Source organism: Acidovorax sp. GW821-FHT10E03 (assembly GCF_059415205.1).
The window spans coordinates 35,063-50,218 of the sequence record NZ_JBWKMU010000014.1; the positions used below are offsets into that span (position 1 = coordinate 35,063).

The following is a 15,156-nucleotide window of genomic DNA, read 5'->3' on the forward strand; positions in this document are numbered from 1 at the left end:
GGTGGCCGCGCCGCGTGCGCGAGGCCCCTCACTGATCCAGGCCTGTTGCCCCTTTTCGCACATGACCCACAACACCACGCCTTCGTTCTCGGTTGCCGACATCCGCAAGTCCTTCCTGGATTTCTTTGCCTCCAAGGGCCACACCATCGTGGCCTCGAGCTCGCTGGTGCCGGGCAACGACCCCACGCTGATGTTCACCAACTCCGGCATGGTGCAGTTCAAGGACGTGTTCCTGGGCACCGACAAGCGCCCCTACAACCGCGCCGTGTCGGTGCAGGCCTGCCTGCGCGCCGGCGGCAAGCACAATGACCTGGAGAACGTGGGCTACACCGCGCGCCACCACACCTTCTTCGAGATGCTGGGCAACTGGAGCTTTGGCGACTACTTCAAGCGCGAGTCGCTGAAATGGGCCTGGGAACTTCTCACCACCGTGTACAAGCTGCCGCCCGAGCGCCTGCTGGCCACCGTGTACGAAGAGGACGACGAAGCCTACGACATCTGGACCAAGGAAATCGGCCTGCCGCCAGAGCGCGTGATCCGCATCGGCGACAACAAGGGCGGCCGCTACAAGTCCGACAACTTCTGGATGATGGCCGACACCGGTCCCTGCGGCCCCTGCAGCGAGATCTTCTACGACCACGGCGACCACATTCCCGGCGGCCCCCCCGGCAGCCCCGATGAAGACGGCGACCGCTTCATCGAGATCTGGAACAACGTGTTCATGCAGTTCGACATGGCCGAAGACGGCTCGGTCACGCCGCTGCCCGCGCCCTGCGTGGACACGGGCATGGGCCTGGAGCGCCTGGCCGCGATCCTGCAGCACGTGCACAGCAACTACGAGATCGACCTGTTCGACGCGCTGATCAAGGCCGCCGGCCGCGAGACCGGCGTGGCCGACCTGAACAACAAGAGCCTGCGCGTGATCGCCGACCACATCCGCGCCACCGCCTTCCTGGTGAGCGACGGCGTGATCCCCAGCAACGAAGGCCGCGGCTACGTGCAGCGCCGCATCGTGCGCCGCGCCATCCGCCACGGCTACAAGCTGGGCAAGAAGACGCCGTTTTTCCACAAGCTGGTGGGCGAGCTGGTGCGCCTGATGGGCGACGCCTACCCCAAGCTGCGCGAGCAGGAGCAGCGCATCACCGACGTGCTCAAGGCCGAGGAAGAGCGCTTCTTCGAGACCCTGGCCAATGGCATGGAGATTCTGGACGCAGCCCTGGGCGGTGGCGCCAAGGTGCTGCCCGGCGACGTGGCCTTCAAGCTGCACGACACCTACGGCTTCCCGCTGGACCTGACCAACGACGTGTGCCGCGAGCGCGACGTCGAGGTGGACGAGGCCGGTTTCAAGGTCGCCATGGAAAAACAGAAGGCCCAGGCCCGCGCCGCTGGCAAGTTCAAGATGGACAAGGCGCTGGAGTACACCGGCGCGGCCAACCAGTTCACCGGCTACGAACACCTGGCGGAAACTGCAAAGATCGTAGCTATCTACGTGGACGGGACAAGCGCTGCCGCCCTGAAGAGTGGTCAAAACGGCGTGGTGGTGCTCGACACGACCCCGTTCTATGCCGAAAGCGGCGGCCAGGTGGGCGACGAAGGCGTCATCACCAGTGGCTCGGCCCGCTTCGCGGTGGGCGACACGCTCAAGATCAAGGCCGACGTGTATGGCCACCACGGCACGCTCGAAGAGGGCACCCTGAACGTGGGCGACACCGTGCAGGCCCAGGTGAACACGGCCGTGCGTGCGGCCACGGTGCGCAACCACTCGGTGACGCACATCATGCACAAGGCCCTGCGCGAAGTGCTGGGCGGCCACGTGCAGCAAAAGGGCAGCCTGGTCAATGCCGACCGCACCCGCTTCGACTTCACGCACAACGGCGCCGTAACCGCAGCGGAAATCCGCGAGGTGGAGCGCCGCGTGAACGAGGAAATCCTGGCCAACCAGCCCACGCAGGCCCGCGTGATGGACATCGAGTCGGCCCAGAAGACCGGTGCCGTGATGCTGTTCGGCGAGAAATACGGTGAAACCGTGCGCGTGCTGGACATCGGCACCAGCCGCGAACTGTGCGGCGGCACGCACGTGCAGCGCACCGGCGACATCGGCCTGTTCAAGGTGGTCGCCGAAGGCGGCGTGGCCGCGGGCGTGCGCCGTATCGAAGCCGTGACCGGCGCCAACGCGCTCGCCTACCTGCAGCAGCTTGAAGACACCGTGACCCAGGCCGCCGGTACGCTGAAGGCCCCCGTGAGCGAACTCAATGGCCGGATCGCCCAGGCACTCGACAACGCGCGCGCGCTGGAGAAGGAAGTGGCGGCGCTCAAGGGCAAGCTGGCGTCCAACCAAGGCGACGAGCTGGTGAACCAGGCCGTCGATGTGAAGGGCCTCAAGGTACTGGCCGCTGCCTTGCCCGGCGCCGACGCCAAGACCCTGCGCGACACCATGGACAAGCTCAAGGACAAGCTCAAGACCGCCGCGATCGTGCTGGCCGCCGTCGATGGCGACAAGGTGCAGATCGCCGCCGGCGTCACGGCCGACAGCGTGGGCCGCCTGAAGGCGGGCGAGCTGGTCAACTTCGTGGCCCAGCAAGTGGGCGGCAAGGGCGGCGGCAAGCCCGACATGGCCATGGCGGGCGGCACCGATGCCTCCAGCCTGCCCGCGGCGCTCGCCTCGGTGGCCGGCTGGGTGGCGCAGAAAATCTGAGGACCTGGACGCCCTGCGGAGCGGTGGTCCGGGCGGCCACCGCCGAGCGGCGAAATAGGGGATGACGGGCCACCGCCTTTCCCCCTACATTGGTGCGCATGGACACCCTGCGCGAAAGCCCGCCAGAGCCCGTGCCAGGCCATGGCGCCCGCTCCAGCCCCTCCTCAGCCCCGGGGGCTGACGGACTGCCCTGGTGGCGGCGCATCACCGTTCCGTTCGAGGTGGTGATCGCCTCGGTGGTGGTGTCCGCCATGCTGCTGCTCACGGTGGTGCTGGTCTACCAGGTGGGTACCAGCGCGCGGGAGGCGATCATCGCGGCCTCGGACGACAGCGCCCGGCACATCAGCCAGCTGATCAGCGAAAGGGTGCACCACATCGTGGACCCCGCCGATGCCACGATCCGGCTGCTCGCGTTCGATCCCATTGCCTCGGCGACCAGCCTGCAGGCCCGGCTGCGCCGCCTGCCGGTGTTTGCGCGCCTGCTGGAGCAAAATCCCTTGCTGTCGGCGGTTTTCATCGGATATGCCGACGGGCAGTTCCTGCTGGTGCGACCGCTGCGCGATGCGCAGCTGCGCACGCGGCTGGACGCGCCGGCGCAGGCCGCGTTCCTGCTCCAGTCGATGGCCCGCGAGCGCGGCACCACAGGCCTGGTGGGGCGCTGGAGCTACTACGACGCGCAGCTGCGCCTGCTCGAATCCTCCGTGCGCCCTGGCTACCTCTACGATCCCCGCTCGCGCCCCTGGTACGCCGAAGCGGCAGACAAGAACACACAGATACTGACCGCGCCCTATGTGTTCTTCACCACGCAGGAGGTGGGGGTCACGCTGAGCCAGCCCAGCGAGGACGGGCGCGCCGTGATCGGCCTGGACGTGGCGCTCACCGACCTCGGGAGGGAGATTGGCAGCCTGCGGCTGATGCCCCGCACCGAGATCGCCGTGGTGGACCCGGCCCAGCGCGTGCTGGCGTATCCGGACATGTCGCGCGTGCTGCTGCGCGAGGGTGGGGAGACCAGCCTCAAGCTGCGCACGCTGAAGGAGCTGGGTGTGCCCAGCCTGCAGGCCCTGGGCGGCGGGGGGGCGGCGAAGGGGCCGTCGCGCCGCTTCATGGCCGATGACGAGGAGTGGCTCGCCACGGTGCTTCCCCTGAAATCGCAGCGCTGGCAGGGGCTGCACATCCTGATGGCGATCCCCACCGCCGAACTGCTGGCGGATGTGAATCAGAACCTGTGGCGCCAGGTATGGCTGTCCCTGGGGCTCATCGTGCTGATGCTGCCCGTGGGATGGATGGCCGGGCGGCGCGTGGGGCGCAGCCTTTCGGGGCTGGCCACCCAGGCGCAGGCGCTGGCGCGGTTCGATTTCCGGCGGCCAGCGCACCGCCTGTCGCCCGTGCGCGAGGTGCGCGAACTGGGCCAGGTGATGGACCGCATGTCGGACACCATCCAGGAGTTTCTGCACATCACCCACCACATCAGTGCCGAGTCGCGCATGGAGCTCATGCTGTCCAGCGTGCTCTACGAACTGGTGCGTGCCACCAGCTGCACGGGCGGGGCGGTGTACCTGGTGGAGGAGCAGCGGGCGGGGCTGCTGCGCACGGCGCGGTACTGCGAAGACCCCGAGCACCAGCCACGGTACCCGGACCACCTGCCCATGGTGCATTTCATCAACCATGCCGAGCCGCAGCCCGGCGACCAGGAGGAGGGCGATGGGGACGCCATGCCCCAGCGCGTGCTGCGCGTGCAGTTGCGCACGCGCGATGGGCAACCCCTGGGCCTGCTGGTGCTGCGCTACCTGTCGGACCCGCGGCAGGAGGATGTCCATTTCCGGGCGTTTGTCGAGAAGCTGTCCGGCACCTTGTCGGTGGCGATTGAAACGCGCGGCCTGATCGAGGGGCAAAAGAAGCTGTTCGACGCCGTCATCCGCCTGCTGGCCGATGCCATCGATGCGAAAAGCCCCTACACGGGGGGCCACTGCGAGCGTGTGCCGCAATTGGCCGAATCCCTCATGCAGCGCATGTGCGAGGCGAAGGAGGGGCCTTTCGCGCAGGTGGCGATGACCGATGCCGAACGCTACGAGTTCCGTCTGGGCGCCTGGCTGCACGACTGCGGCAAGGTCACCAGCCCCGAGCACATCATCGACAAGGCCACCAAGCTGGAGGCGCTGTACAACCGCATCCACGAGGTGCGCATGCGCTTCGAGGTGCTGTGGCGCGATGCCGAGCTGGACTACTGGAAGCAGCATGTCTCCGGCGTGGACCCGGTGCGCCTGCAGCGCGAGCTGCTGCAGCGGCGCGACCGGCTGCAGGAAGAGTTCGCCTTCGTGGCGCGATGCAACGTAGGGGGCGAATTCATGCCCGATGCGGACGTGCAGCGGCTCGCCGGGATTGCCCGCCAGGTGTGGCTGCGGCATTTCGACGACCGGCTGGGCCTGTCGATGGCGGAGATGGGGCGCCTGGCGGACGTGCCGGTGCGCCCCCTGCCAGCCAACGAGCCCCTGCTGGCCGACCGGGCCGAGCACATCGTGCCCTGGGGTTCCCGGCGCCCGCCGGTGGAGGCGGGCAACCCGGCCAACAAATGGGGCTTCGACATGGCGCTGCCGTCCCAGGAGGCGCATCTGGGCGAGTTGCACAATCTGTCGATACGGCGCGGAACCCTGACCGCGGAAGACCGCTTCAAGATCAACGACCATATCGTGCAGACCATCGTCATGCTCAGCGGCCTGCCGTTTCCGCCGCACCTGGCGCGTGTGCCGTCCATCGCGGGCTCGCACCATGAAAAGCTCGATGGCACCGGGTACCCGCGGCGCCTCAAGGCGGCGCAGCTGACACTGGCGGACCGCGTGATGACGCTGGCCGACATCTTCGAGGCGCTGACGGCGGCGGACCGTCCGTACAAGGCCCCCAAGACCTTGTCCGAGTCGCTCCGGATCATGGCCCACATGGTGCGTGACCGCCATATCGATGCCGAGGTGTTCCGCTTCTTCCTGTCCAGCGGGGTGTGGCTGGACTACGCCGAGCGCTTCCTGCCTGCCGCGCAGCGCGATGCGGTGGATGTGCCGGCCCTCGTGGCGTCGCTGGACTGACGGCGCGCGCCGGGTACGGGCGCTGCCTCCTTCGAGCGGCTGCGGCGCGATGGCTGCCGCCGGGGAACGCCGCGCGAGACAGCCGGCCGCTTGCTAGAACAGCTCGACGTCGTCGTTGGCGACCTTGGCGGACAGATGGCCGGTGGCCACCAGTTCATCGTAGAAGCAGACCTGGTTGCGGCCATGTTCCTTGGCGTAGTAAAGCGCCTGGTCGGCCTGGCCCAGTATTTCCACCGGCGAGCCCCGGGCCGTGCTCACGAAGCCCAGGCTCACGGTGACCTGGCCCACCTGGGGAAAAGGGTACTCCTGCACCGCCAGACGAAAGCGGTTGAAGACCCGGTGGGCCGTGCTCAATGTGGTGGAGCGCAGCAGCACCACGAACTCTTCGCCGCCAAAACGGAAGATGCGGTCATGGCTGCGGAACGAACTGCGCAGGATGTTGGCAATGAGGATCAGCACCTCGTCGCCATACAGGTGGCCGAAGCGGTCGTTCACCAGCTTGAAATGGTCGATGTCCACCACCGCCAGCCACTGCTGCACCGGTTCGCCGGGCAATGAGCCTTCTTCAGGCGGGAACGATTCGGTCAGGGGCCCCGAACGGCTGCTGGCCAGCCCGCTCACGGCGTGGCGCGAGAACTGTTCGTCGAAGGTCTTGCGGTTGAACAGGCCCGTGAGCGCGTCGCGTTCGCTGTAGTCGAGCAGGCTCTGGTAGTTCTGGTAGACCTGGAACACGCCCTTGAGCACTTCGAGCTTGTGCGCGGAGAACGGTCGGGAGTGCGTGATTTCCAGGCAGGTGTTGACCTTGTCGTGCATCCACACCGGCAGCCAGAGCACATGGCGGCCCTTGCGCGGCGAGGCTAGCGCGCTGTCGCCGTGGCTCGCGACGCATTCGCGCAGGGCGGGATACTGGTCCAGCGTTTCCCGCCGGGGGTCTGCGGCGGCTTCCGAGTCGGTGGACACCAGGTGCCCCTCTTCCACCCAGGTGCGTGGACGCACGTGGGGCACGCCGGCATGCGTGAACAGCTCCAGGGCCCTGACTTCAACGATGCCGCTGAGCTTTTGCAGCGTGGACAGCACCGACACCTCCAGCCGCAGGTGGTCGCGGTGGCCGGTCATCTCAACCAGGTTCTGAAGAATGGGCTTCATGGGTGGTGTACGGTGGGCCGGCGCGGTCATGTTGTCAATGGCGTCGCACGAACACAACATCCCACACACCGTGCCCCAGCCGCAGGCCGCGGTTCTCGAACTTGGTGAGGGGCCGGTAGCCGGGTTGCGGGGCGAAGCCCGTGGCGGTGTTCTGGAGCCGGGGCTCGGCGGCCAGTACCTGCAGCATCTGCTCGGCATAGGGCTGCCAGTCCGTGGCGCAATGCAGGTAGCCGCCGGGCTTCAGCCGCGCGGCCAGCTTGGCCACCAGGGGCGCCTGGATCAGGCGGCGCTTGTTGTGTTTCTTCTTGTGCCATGGGTCGGGGAAGAAGATATGCACGCCATCCAGGCTGCCTTCGGGCAGCATGTGGTCGATCACCTCCACGGCATCGTGCTGCAGGATGCGGATGTTGGTCAGCCCCTGCTCGCCGATGCGCTTGAGCAGGGCGCCCACGCCGGGTTCGTGCACTTCGCAGCACAGGAAGTTGTCGTCCGGGCGGACCCCGGCGATATGGGCCGTGGCCTCGCCCATGCCGAATCCGATCTCCAGCACCAGCGGGGCCGTGCGACCAAAGGCCGCGGGGGCATCCAGCGGCGCGGGCGCATAGGGCAGGATGAAGCGGGGCCCCAGGTCTTCAAAGGCCTTGGCCTGGCCCGTCGTGGTGCGGCCGGCGCGGCGCACGAAGCTCTTGATGGTCTTGGGATGGCTCACGCCGGCGGGGGCTCCACCAGTTGTCGGGGAGGCCGCAGAGGGCGCGGCTGGCGCGGCGGCGGGGGTGGAGGCGTTGTGGGTCAGTTCGGTCACGGTGCGACATTGTAGTTTCGTCGCCACGCTGCCACCCAGAGGGTCAGCGCATCCGAGATGCAACGGGTGTTCGGATCTGTCAGCGGCGGCAGGCCCAGCACCTGCGCGGCCCCGGCCAGTGCCTGCAGGGGGACGGCCAGTTCCAGCGCCCGGGCCCCGTTCTGCTTGGACAGCTTTTCGCCGTTCTCGCCGCACACCAGCGGCGTGTGCAGGTAGCGGGGCGTGGGCACGCCCAGGGCCTGCTGCAGCAGGATCTGCCGGGGCGTGTTGTCGGCCAGGTCCTCGCCGCGCACGACATGGGTCATGCCCTGGTCCGCATCGTCCACGACGACCGCGAGCTGGTAGGCCCAGAGCCCGTCGGCCCGGCGCAGCACGAAGTCGCCCACGGCATGGGCAACGTCCTGCCGCTGTGTGCCCAGGCGGCGGTCCTGCCAGTCGAGGATGCCGGATGCTATCGAATATGTAGCTACTTGCGCTTGATCCGTATACGCCAGGGCCTGATCTGGCTGAAACTCTGTGGCATTGAAGCGCCAGGAGCGGCCGGTGCGCCCGTGCAGGCCGTGGCGGCAGGTGCCGGGGTAGGGGAGTGCCGCATGCCGCTCGCGCGCATGGCCCAGGGCCGCCTGGGCTTCTTCGACGTCCTTGCGCGAGCAGGCGCAGGGGTAGGCATGGTGCTGCGCGATCAACTGGTCCAGCGCCCGCTGGTACAGCGCGCCGCGGGTGGATTGCCAGACCGGCGGCGCATCGGGCACCAGGCCGCAGGTGGCCAGCTGCCGCAGGATGAACTCACCGGCGCCTTCCACGCAGCGTGGCGTGTCCACGTCCTCGATGCGCACCAGCCAGCGCCCCTGGTGGGCCTGGGCGTCGAGCCAGCTGGCCAGGGCGGCCACCAGCGAGCCCGCGTGCAGCGGGCCCGTGGGAGAGGGCGCGAACCGGCCGGTGTAGCGGGGCCCCGCGGCCACGCCCGCCGTCATGCCACCGCGAGTGCCAGCTCCAGGCCCGACACGAAGGCATCCTCCACCCGGTGGCCCAGGCACCAGTCGCCGCAGGCACCCAGGCCCATGCCCGCGTCCCACAGGTGGCTGCGGCCCAGCGGGTGCGTGGTTTGCGCGTAGCGCCAGCGGCGCGTGTCGGCATGGGCGGGTTCGGCCCGGATGCCGGTGACCTCGGCGAACGCCTTGATGAGCTTGGCCTGCACGCGGCCTTCGTCGTCTTCCAGGTGCTCGGCGGACCAGGCCGGGCTGGCCTGGACCGTCCAGCGCTCGATCACGTTGCGGCCGGGCTTGGACGATTCGCGCGCCAGCCAGGCAATCCGGTGGTGGGTGCTGCGCGCTGCGTTCCATTGCGGGCCCAGCGTGGTGAGCCCGGGGCGCACGGCCTGGGGGTAGGCCAGCATGAGCGTCCAGCAGGGAGCGATGGCGACGGTGGAAAGCGCTTCGGTGAGCGGCGTGTCCAGCGCCGAGCTGGCCAGGAGCGCCTGGGCGGGCACCGACGGCTGCGCGAGCAGCACGGCGTCAAAACCCGCGTAGACGCGCTGGGTGCCGCCCGGGCCTTCGGTGCGAAGCTGCCAGCCGGGGGCATTCACGGAGTCGCGTTCGATGCGGACCACGCGCGTGCCGGTGACCAGCTGGCCTGCCTGGCGCAGCGGCTCGGCCCAGGTGGCCACTAGCGACTGCATGCCCGGGCTGGCCACCCAGTGCGCCTCGCGATGGGGCAGGCCGGCGGCGGCCACGCGGCCGGTGGCGTCGAGCACCTGCACGGAATTGGCGCTCCAGCGCTTGCAGATGCCGGGCACCGTATCGATGGCGCGCGCGAAGCGCGGATCGCGCACGGTGAAGTACTGCGCGCCCGCGTCAAAGTTGCCGAACGGGCTGTCGATGGTGGCGGTGCGGCCGCCGGCCTGCGCCGATTTCTCGAACACCGTCACGCGGTGCCCTGCCTGCACCAGCGTGCGGGCGCAGGCAATGCCCGCCATGCCGGCGCCGATGATGGCGAAGTGCCGCTGCGCGGCCCCCGAATACGTGGTGGGCGCCGCGTCCGTGGCCGGCACGGAGGCGGATGGCCCGGAGGCTGCGGTGCGTCGGTGCCGTTTGGCGGGGCGTGGAACGGGGTTGCTCATGGAAGGCCTTTCGATGACGGTCGGCAGGTGAAATACACGGCCCTGCGCGCGTGAGCGCAAATGCCATGCAACAGGAACCACTCTACACGCGCTGCGGCGCGTGGGCGTGTGCGCCGGATCAGAAATGATGGTGGTTTTCCAGCAGAGCGCGGCGGGTGGCGGGGCTTTGCAGCTGATGGAGCCACCATTGCAGCGCGCGGCCGGGGGCCGTGAAGCCCGGGCCGCCCCAGGCGTAGTGCACGCGGACGTTGCGTTCGGGGCGCGCCACGCGGCGCGCCACCAGCCTGCCGGCCTCGAGGTACGGGCGCACCATGGGTTCGGGCAGGAAGCCGCCGCCCAGGCCGCGCAGCTGCACGCGCACCTTGGCCTGCATGGTGTCCACGGTGAGCACGTCCTGTCCGCCCAGCAGGCCCATGGTGGCGCCGCCGCGCGTGGCCGAATCGGCCACCGCCACGGCGCGGTGCTGCAGCAGCATGGCGTCGGTGATGGGCTCGGGCGCGGAGGCCAGCGGGTGGTGCGGCGCCACCACGTAGATGAACAGCAGGTCCCCCAGGGGCGCCTGCTGTAGGCCGGCCACGTTGGCGCCGGCGACCGACACGCCGATGGCCAGGTCGGCCCGGCCCGAGGTCAGGGCCTCCAGGGTGCCGGTCATGATGCCGTCGCGCAGTTTCAGCCGGGTGGGCGGGGCCATGGCGTAGAACGCGTCCACCAGCTCCAGCATGGTGTGCGGCGAGATCGCGCCATCGACCGAAATGGTGAGCTGCGGCTCCCAGCCGGTGGCCACGCGGCGCACCCGGTGGGCCACGGCATCGATGTCCTGCAGCAGGCGCGCGCCTTCGCGCAGCAGTTCGACGCCCGCCTCTGTGGGCTTGGCCTGCCGGGCGCTGCGGTCGAACAGCAGCACATCCAGCGCGTCCTCGATCTGGCGCACGCGGTAGGTGAGGGCGCTGGGCACCAGGCCGAGCTGCCGGGCGGCGGCGGCGAAACTGCCCGCCTCGGCGATCACCTGCAGCATGGTCAATGCGTCAGGGGTCAGGACATCACGGGCATTTTGCATGGTGGCGCCATGTTAATTCAGATTATTTGAATGGTTCCATCAATCTGGCAGCGCCTGCGTGCTGGACCCGGGTTCTACAGTGGGGGCTTGAAAGGAGCACGCGCCATGCTGACTGTTCGCAAATCACAAGACCGGGGCCATGCCGACCATGGGTGGCTCCATTCGTTCCACAGCTTCTCGTTCGCCGGCTACTACGATCCGGCCCACATGGGTTTTGGCAACCTGCGTGTCATCAACGAAGACCGCATTGCGCCGGGCACGGGGTTCGGCACGCACGGCCACCGGGACATGGAAATCATCAGCTACGTGCTGTCGGGCGAACTGGCCCACAAGGACAGCATGGGCAACATCCTGGGCATTCCGCCGGGCGACGTGCAGCGCATGAGCGCGGGTTCGGGCGTGATGCACAGCGAGTTCAACCATGCGCCGGGACAGACGACGCACTTCCTGCAGATATGGATCGAGCCGAACGTGCGCGGCATCCCGCCAAGCTATGAGCAAAAGACCTTTGCCGAGGCGAGCAAGCGGGGCGCGCTGTGCCTGGTGGCCTCGCCCGACGGCGCGCACGGCTCGGTCACGATCCACGCCGACGCGTCCCTGTACGCCGGCTTGCTCAATGCCGGCGAGGCCGTCACACTGGCCCTGAACCCGGCGCGCAAGGCCTACGTGCACCTTGTGCGTGGCGGGCTCACGGTGAATGGAAATGCTCTGTCGGGCGGCGACGCCGCGCTGATCGAGAACGAAACCGCCTTGTCGTTGACCCATGGCCACGATGCCGAGGTGCTGGTGTTTGATCTGGCCGCCTGATAGTTACCTGACGTTCTTTTCGCAACCACTTCTCCAGGAGTTCACCATGTTCACATCCCTGCAAAATCCCCTGGCCCTGGCGTCCCGCCTGCTGCTGGCGGCCCTGTTCCTGCCCGCGGGCATCGGCAAGATCACCGGCTTTGCCGGTACCGTGGGCTACATCGGTTCGGTGGGGCTGCCCATGCCGACCGTCGCTGCCGCCGTGGCCGCGGCCGTCGAGGTGCTGGGCAGCCTGGCGCTCATCTTCGGCCTTGGCACGCGCTTTGCGGCCCTCGCGCTGGCGCTCTTCACGCTGGTGGCCAGCTTTTTCTTCCACGCGTACTGGAGCCTGCCCGCCGACAAGCAGATGATGCAGCAGCTCATGTTCTTCAAGAACGTCGCCATCAGCGGCGGCCTGCTGGCCCTCGTCGCGTTTGGCGCGGGCGGCTGGAGCCTGGACGCCCGGCGCGGTGCGCGCTGAACTGCGCTGACGGGGCCGGGCCGCTACGGCGGCGGCGTGCGCGGGCAGCGCAGCCCATGCACGCCCTTGCGCCGCGCCTGCTTTTCTGACTTCCACCTGTTTTCATTCACTGCTTGCTTCCCCATCAGGAGTTTCTTCATGGCACACATCGCCGTTGTTTACCATTCGGGCTACGGCCACACCCAGCGCCTGGCCCAGGCCGTGGCCGAAGGCGCGGGCGCCGAGCTTGTCGCGATCGATGCGGACGGCAACCTGCCCGAGGGAGGCTGGGACACGCTGGCTGGCGCCAGCGCCATCATTTTCGGGTCGCCCACCTACATGGCGGGGCCGAGCTGGCAGTTCAAGAAATTCGCCGATGCCTCGTCCAAGCCCTGGTTCAGCCAGGCGTGGAAGGACAAGCTCTTCGCCGGCTTCACCAACAGCGCCAGCACCAACGGCGACAAGCAGGTCACGCTGGACTACCTGTTCCACCTGGCCATGCAGCATGGGGGCCTTTGGGTGGGCAACGGCATGATGCCTGCCAACTCCAAGGCCGCCACGCGCCAGGACGTGAACTGGATCGGCTCCTTCAGCGGCGCCATGGCGCAGTCGCCATCGGACGCCTCGGCCGCCGAGATGTTCCCGGGCGACCTGGCGACCGGCCGCCAGTTCGGCGAACGCGTGGCGGCCGCGGCCCTGCGCTGGGCCCGCTGAGCACGCGCTTCACGCTACAGTGGCCCGCACGAGAACAAAGGAGAAGCTCCCATGACCATCGAACTGCGGCGCATCCCCGGTGCGCCGATGGCCCAGGCCGTGCACATCCGCGGCCACGAATTCGTGGCCGACGGCACCGTGCAGGAGGGCGGCGCCGACAGCGGCCCGAACCCGCATGACCTGTACGACGCGGCGCTGGGCGCCTGCAAGGCGCTCACCGTGCTGTGGTACGCGCGCCGCAAGGGCTTGCCCGTGCAGGACGTGCACACCGTGATCGAACGCGACGCCTCGGCCGAGCGTGCCGGCACCTACCGCCTTTCGGCACGGCTGCAGATCAGCGGCGACCTGACCGACGCACAGATCAGCGAGCTGGAAACCGTTGCGCAGAAATGCCCGGTGCACAAGCTCATGACCACCGTGACGACGGAGATCAGCACCTCGGCGGAGCGCATGCCATGAGCGGGCCGATCCTGCAACTCAAGGGCCACGCCAAGGACCTGGGCGGCGGCTTCACCGTGCGCCGCCTGCTGCCCGCCGTGCAGCGCCAGGCGGTCGGGCCGTTCCTGTTCTTCGACCACTTCGGCCCCGTGACCGTGGTGCCGGGAGACAGCCACGACGTGCGTCCCCATCCGCACATCGGGCTGGCCACCGTGACCTATCTGTTTTCCGGCGCCATCATGCACCGCGACAGCCTGGGATACGTGCAGCAGATCGAGCCTGGCGCCATCAACTGGATGACGGCCGGCCGGGGCATCGTGCATTCCGAGCGGCGCCCGGAAAGCCTGGCGGACACGGCCTACGTGAACCACGGCATCCAGCTGTGGGCGGCCCTGCCCACGGCGCACGAGGAGGCGGAGCCGTCGTTCGTGCACACGCCGGCGGCCACCATCCCCGAGGTGCGCGTGGGGGACGCGACGGTGCGCGTGCTCATCGGCACCGCGTTTGGGCAGACCTCCCCGGTGGCGACCTATTCCCCCACGCTGTATCTCGACGTGCAGCTGCCCGGGGGCGCCACGCTGGAAATCCCGGCGCTGGCCCAGGAGATGGCGGTGTACACGGTGGACAACCCCGTGCAGCTCGATGGCGAAGCCCTGGGTGCGCAACTGCTCGCCGTGGTGGAGCCGGGCCAGGGCATGCGCCTGTCCGTGCCCGGCGAGGCCGCTGCGCGCCTCATGGTGATCGGCGGCGATGCCCTCGATGCGCCGCGCCACATGTGGTGGAACTTCGTCTCCAGCCGCAAGGAGCGCATCGTGCAGGCGGCGGACGACTGGGATGCGCAGGCCCTGGGCCAGGTGCCCGGCGAGGTGGAGTGGATACCGCTGCCCGAGCGCCGCTTCACCAAGTAGGCAGCCACCTTGGCGAAGGCCCCTGCCCGTTCATGCGAGGCGGTGGCCCCGCATGGCTGCTTGCTGAATTTTCAAGCCAAACAAGGTGCCAGCGCTTGTCCAGCAAGCGCTGGTTGCTCACTTTTTTAATTCTTCGGCCGCCGATAGGTCGCTGGCCAGCACCGCGCGTTCGTCGAACACAAAGCAGCCACCGCGGTAGTGGGCGCCATCGGTCAACTCGAAATACTTGAGGATGCCGCCTTCGAGCTGATAGACATGGGAGAGGCCTTCCTCGCGCATGAGGATGGCTGCCTTCTCGCAGCGGATGCCGCCCGTGCAGAAGCTCACCACGGTCTTGTCCTGCAGCGCATCCTTGTGCGCGCGCAGGGCGGGGGGGAATTCGGTGAACTTGCCGATGCGCCAGTCAATCGCGTTGTCGAAGGTGCCGTGGTCCACCTCGAAGGCATTGCGCGTGTCGAGCGTGACCACTTCGCGGCCCTCGTCGTCGTGTCCCTGCTCCAGCCAGCGGCGCAGCGTGGCCGGGGCCACGGAGGGCGCGCGACCCTCCGCGGGCTGGATGGCGGGATGGTCCATGCGGATGATCTCGCGCTTGACCTTCACCAGCATCTTGCGAAACGGCACCGTGGCCGACCAGCTTTCCTTGGGGTCGAGGTCGGCGAAGCGCGCATCGGTGCGCAGCGCATCCACGAACCCGCGCACCGCGTCCGCGGGTCCCGCCAGGAAGAAGTTGATGCCTTCGCCTGCCAGCAGGATGGTGCCCTTGAGGTCCGCCGCGGTGGCGCGCGCTTGCAGCAGGTCGCGCAGCGCCGCCGCGTCGGGCAGGGGCACGAACTTGTAGCAGGAGATATTGAGGATGTTGTCCATGGGATTCACGGCAAGGCAGCGCAATGGGGCCGCTGCGCTTCGCCTTCCGCGCGGGCCGCCGCCGTGCAGCCCGGGGCCCGCAGCAGCCCG

At 68.5% G+C, this 15,156-nt stretch carries 13 protein-coding genes; 7 read left to right on the forward strand and 6 right to left on the reverse strand.

What is annotated here, in order from left to right; all coding sequences use genetic code 11:
* Positions 1 to 61: 61 nt before the first annotated feature.
* Positions 62 to 2,695, forward strand: a complete 2,634-nt coding sequence (gene alaS / locus AC07OD_RS22870) for an alanine--tRNA ligase (RefSeq protein ID WP_218338689.1) — start codon at positions 62 to 64, stop codon at positions 2,693 to 2,695.
* A 98-nt stretch (positions 2,696 to 2,793) separates the two neighbouring features.
* On the forward strand, positions 2,794 to 5,772 hold the full coding sequence (locus AC07OD_RS22875) for an HD domain-containing phosphohydrolase (protein ID WP_494598122.1): 2,979 nt from the start codon (positions 2,794 to 2,796) through the stop codon (positions 5,770 to 5,772).
* 93 nt (positions 5,773 to 5,865) lie between these two features.
* On the opposite strand, the gene AC07OD_RS22880 is transcribed toward AC07OD_RS22875, so the two are convergent.
* The 5 genes from AC07OD_RS22880 to AC07OD_RS22900 form a co-directional block, all read right to left on the reverse strand.
* Complete coding sequence (locus tag AC07OD_RS22880; protein ID WP_218295166.1) at positions 5,866 to 6,918, reverse strand: GGDEF domain-containing protein; 1,053 nt, start codon at positions 6,916 to 6,918, stop codon at positions 5,866 to 5,868.
* Between the two features lie 34 nt (positions 6,919 to 6,952).
* A complete protein-coding gene (gene trmB / locus AC07OD_RS22885) occupies positions 6,953 to 7,720 on the reverse strand; it encodes a tRNA (guanosine(46)-N7)-methyltransferase TrmB (RefSeq protein ID WP_494598123.1) in 768 nt (255 codons plus the stop codon).
* Positions 7,717 to 8,694 carry a tRNA glutamyl-Q(34) synthetase GluQRS gene (gene gluQRS, locus AC07OD_RS22890; RefSeq protein ID WP_494598124.1) on the reverse strand — a complete coding sequence of 326 codons (978 nt, stop codon included), beginning with the start codon at positions 8,692 to 8,694 and terminating at the stop codon, positions 7,717 to 7,719. Before gluQRS ends, trmB begins: the two co-directional genes overlap by 4 nt.
* Positions 8,691 to 9,839 carry an NAD(P)/FAD-dependent oxidoreductase gene (locus AC07OD_RS22895; protein WP_255590813.1) on the reverse strand — a complete coding sequence of 383 codons (1,149 nt, stop codon included), beginning with the start codon at positions 9,837 to 9,839 and terminating at the stop codon, positions 8,691 to 8,693. The genes gluQRS and AC07OD_RS22895 overlap by 4 nt, the downstream gene beginning before the upstream one ends.
* Positions 9,840 to 9,957: 118 nt before the next feature.
* Positions 9,958 to 10,896, reverse strand: coding sequence for a LysR family transcriptional regulator (locus AC07OD_RS22900; protein ID WP_218295163.1), 939 nt, complete (start codon positions 10,894 to 10,896; stop codon positions 9,958 to 9,960).
* A 105-nt stretch (positions 10,897 to 11,001) separates the two neighbouring features.
* Here AC07OD_RS22900 and AC07OD_RS22905 point away from each other — a divergent pair, with 105 nt between their 5' ends.
* The 5 genes from AC07OD_RS22905 to AC07OD_RS22925 all read left to right on the forward strand — a co-directional run bounded on the left by AC07OD_RS22905 (position 11,002) and on the right by AC07OD_RS22925 (position 14,202).
* Complete coding sequence (locus AC07OD_RS22905; RefSeq protein WP_218338685.1) at positions 11,002 to 11,703, forward strand: pirin family protein; 702 nt, start codon at positions 11,002 to 11,004, stop codon at positions 11,701 to 11,703.
* A gap of 46 nt (positions 11,704 to 11,749) precedes the next feature.
* Complete coding sequence (locus AC07OD_RS22910; protein WP_218295161.1) at positions 11,750 to 12,163, forward strand: DoxX family protein; 414 nt, start codon at positions 11,750 to 11,752, stop codon at positions 12,161 to 12,163.
* A gap of 138 nt (positions 12,164 to 12,301) precedes the next feature.
* Complete coding sequence (locus tag AC07OD_RS22915; RefSeq protein ID WP_218295160.1) at positions 12,302 to 12,856, forward strand: flavodoxin family protein; 555 nt, start codon at positions 12,302 to 12,304, stop codon at positions 12,854 to 12,856.
* A 51-nt stretch (positions 12,857 to 12,907) separates the two neighbouring features.
* The gene (locus AC07OD_RS22920; protein ID WP_369642375.1) at positions 12,908 to 13,315 is read left to right on the forward strand and encodes an OsmC family protein; all 408 of its coding nucleotides are present in this window, start codon (positions 12,908 to 12,910) and stop codon (positions 13,313 to 13,315) included.
* The gene (locus AC07OD_RS22925; protein WP_494598125.1) at positions 13,312 to 14,202 is read left to right on the forward strand and encodes a pirin family protein; all 891 of its coding nucleotides are present in this window, start codon (positions 13,312 to 13,314) and stop codon (positions 14,200 to 14,202) included. Before AC07OD_RS22920 ends, AC07OD_RS22925 begins: the two co-directional genes overlap by 4 nt.
* A 117-nt stretch (positions 14,203 to 14,319) precedes the next feature.
* Here the strand turns inward: AC07OD_RS22925 and AC07OD_RS22930 are convergent, their stop codons facing one another.
* Entirely contained in the window at positions 14,320 to 15,066 is a 747-nt protein-coding gene (locus tag AC07OD_RS22930; protein WP_494598126.1) for a sulfurtransferase, read from the reverse strand.
* Positions 15,067 to 15,156: the final 90 nt, after the last annotated feature.

What these genes read in the sequence shown, in the direction of transcription:
- alaS (WP_218338689.1), top strand. Translation starts at nt 62, where the DNA reads ATGACCCACAACACCACGCCTTCGTTCTCGGTTGCCGACATCCGCAAG.
- AC07OD_RS22875 (WP_494598122.1), top strand. Translation starts at nt 2,794, where the DNA reads ATGGACACCCTGCGCGAAAGCCCGCCAGAGCCCGTGCCAGGCCATGGC.
- AC07OD_RS22880 (WP_218295166.1), bottom strand. Translation starts at nt 6,918, where the DNA reads ATGAAGCCCATTCTTCAGAACCTGGTTGAGATGACCGGCCACCGCGAC.
- gluQRS (WP_494598124.1), bottom strand. Translation starts at nt 8,694, where the DNA reads ATGACGGCGGGCGTGGCCGCGGGGCCCCGCTACACCGGCCGGTTCGCG.
- AC07OD_RS22895 (WP_255590813.1), bottom strand. Translation starts at nt 9,839, where the DNA reads ATGAGCAACCCCGTTCCACGCCCCGCCAAACGGCACCGACGCACCGCA.
- AC07OD_RS22900 (WP_218295163.1), bottom strand. Translation starts at nt 10,896, where the DNA reads ATGCAAAATGCCCGTGATGTCCTGACCCCTGACGCATTGACCATGCTG.
- AC07OD_RS22905 (WP_218338685.1), top strand. Translation starts at nt 11,002, where the DNA reads ATGCTGACTGTTCGCAAATCACAAGACCGGGGCCATGCCGACCATGGG.
- AC07OD_RS22910 (WP_218295161.1), top strand. Translation starts at nt 11,750, where the DNA reads ATGTTCACATCCCTGCAAAATCCCCTGGCCCTGGCGTCCCGCCTGCTG.
- AC07OD_RS22915 (WP_218295160.1), top strand. Translation starts at nt 12,302, where the DNA reads ATGGCACACATCGCCGTTGTTTACCATTCGGGCTACGGCCACACCCAG.
- AC07OD_RS22920 (WP_369642375.1), top strand. Translation starts at nt 12,908, where the DNA reads ATGACCATCGAACTGCGGCGCATCCCCGGTGCGCCGATGGCCCAGGCC.
- AC07OD_RS22925 (WP_494598125.1), top strand. Translation starts at nt 13,312, where the DNA reads ATGAGCGGGCCGATCCTGCAACTCAAGGGCCACGCCAAGGACCTGGGC.
- AC07OD_RS22930 (WP_494598126.1), bottom strand. Translation starts at nt 15,066, where the DNA reads ATGGACAACATCCTCAATATCTCCTGCTACAAGTTCGTGCCCCTGCCC.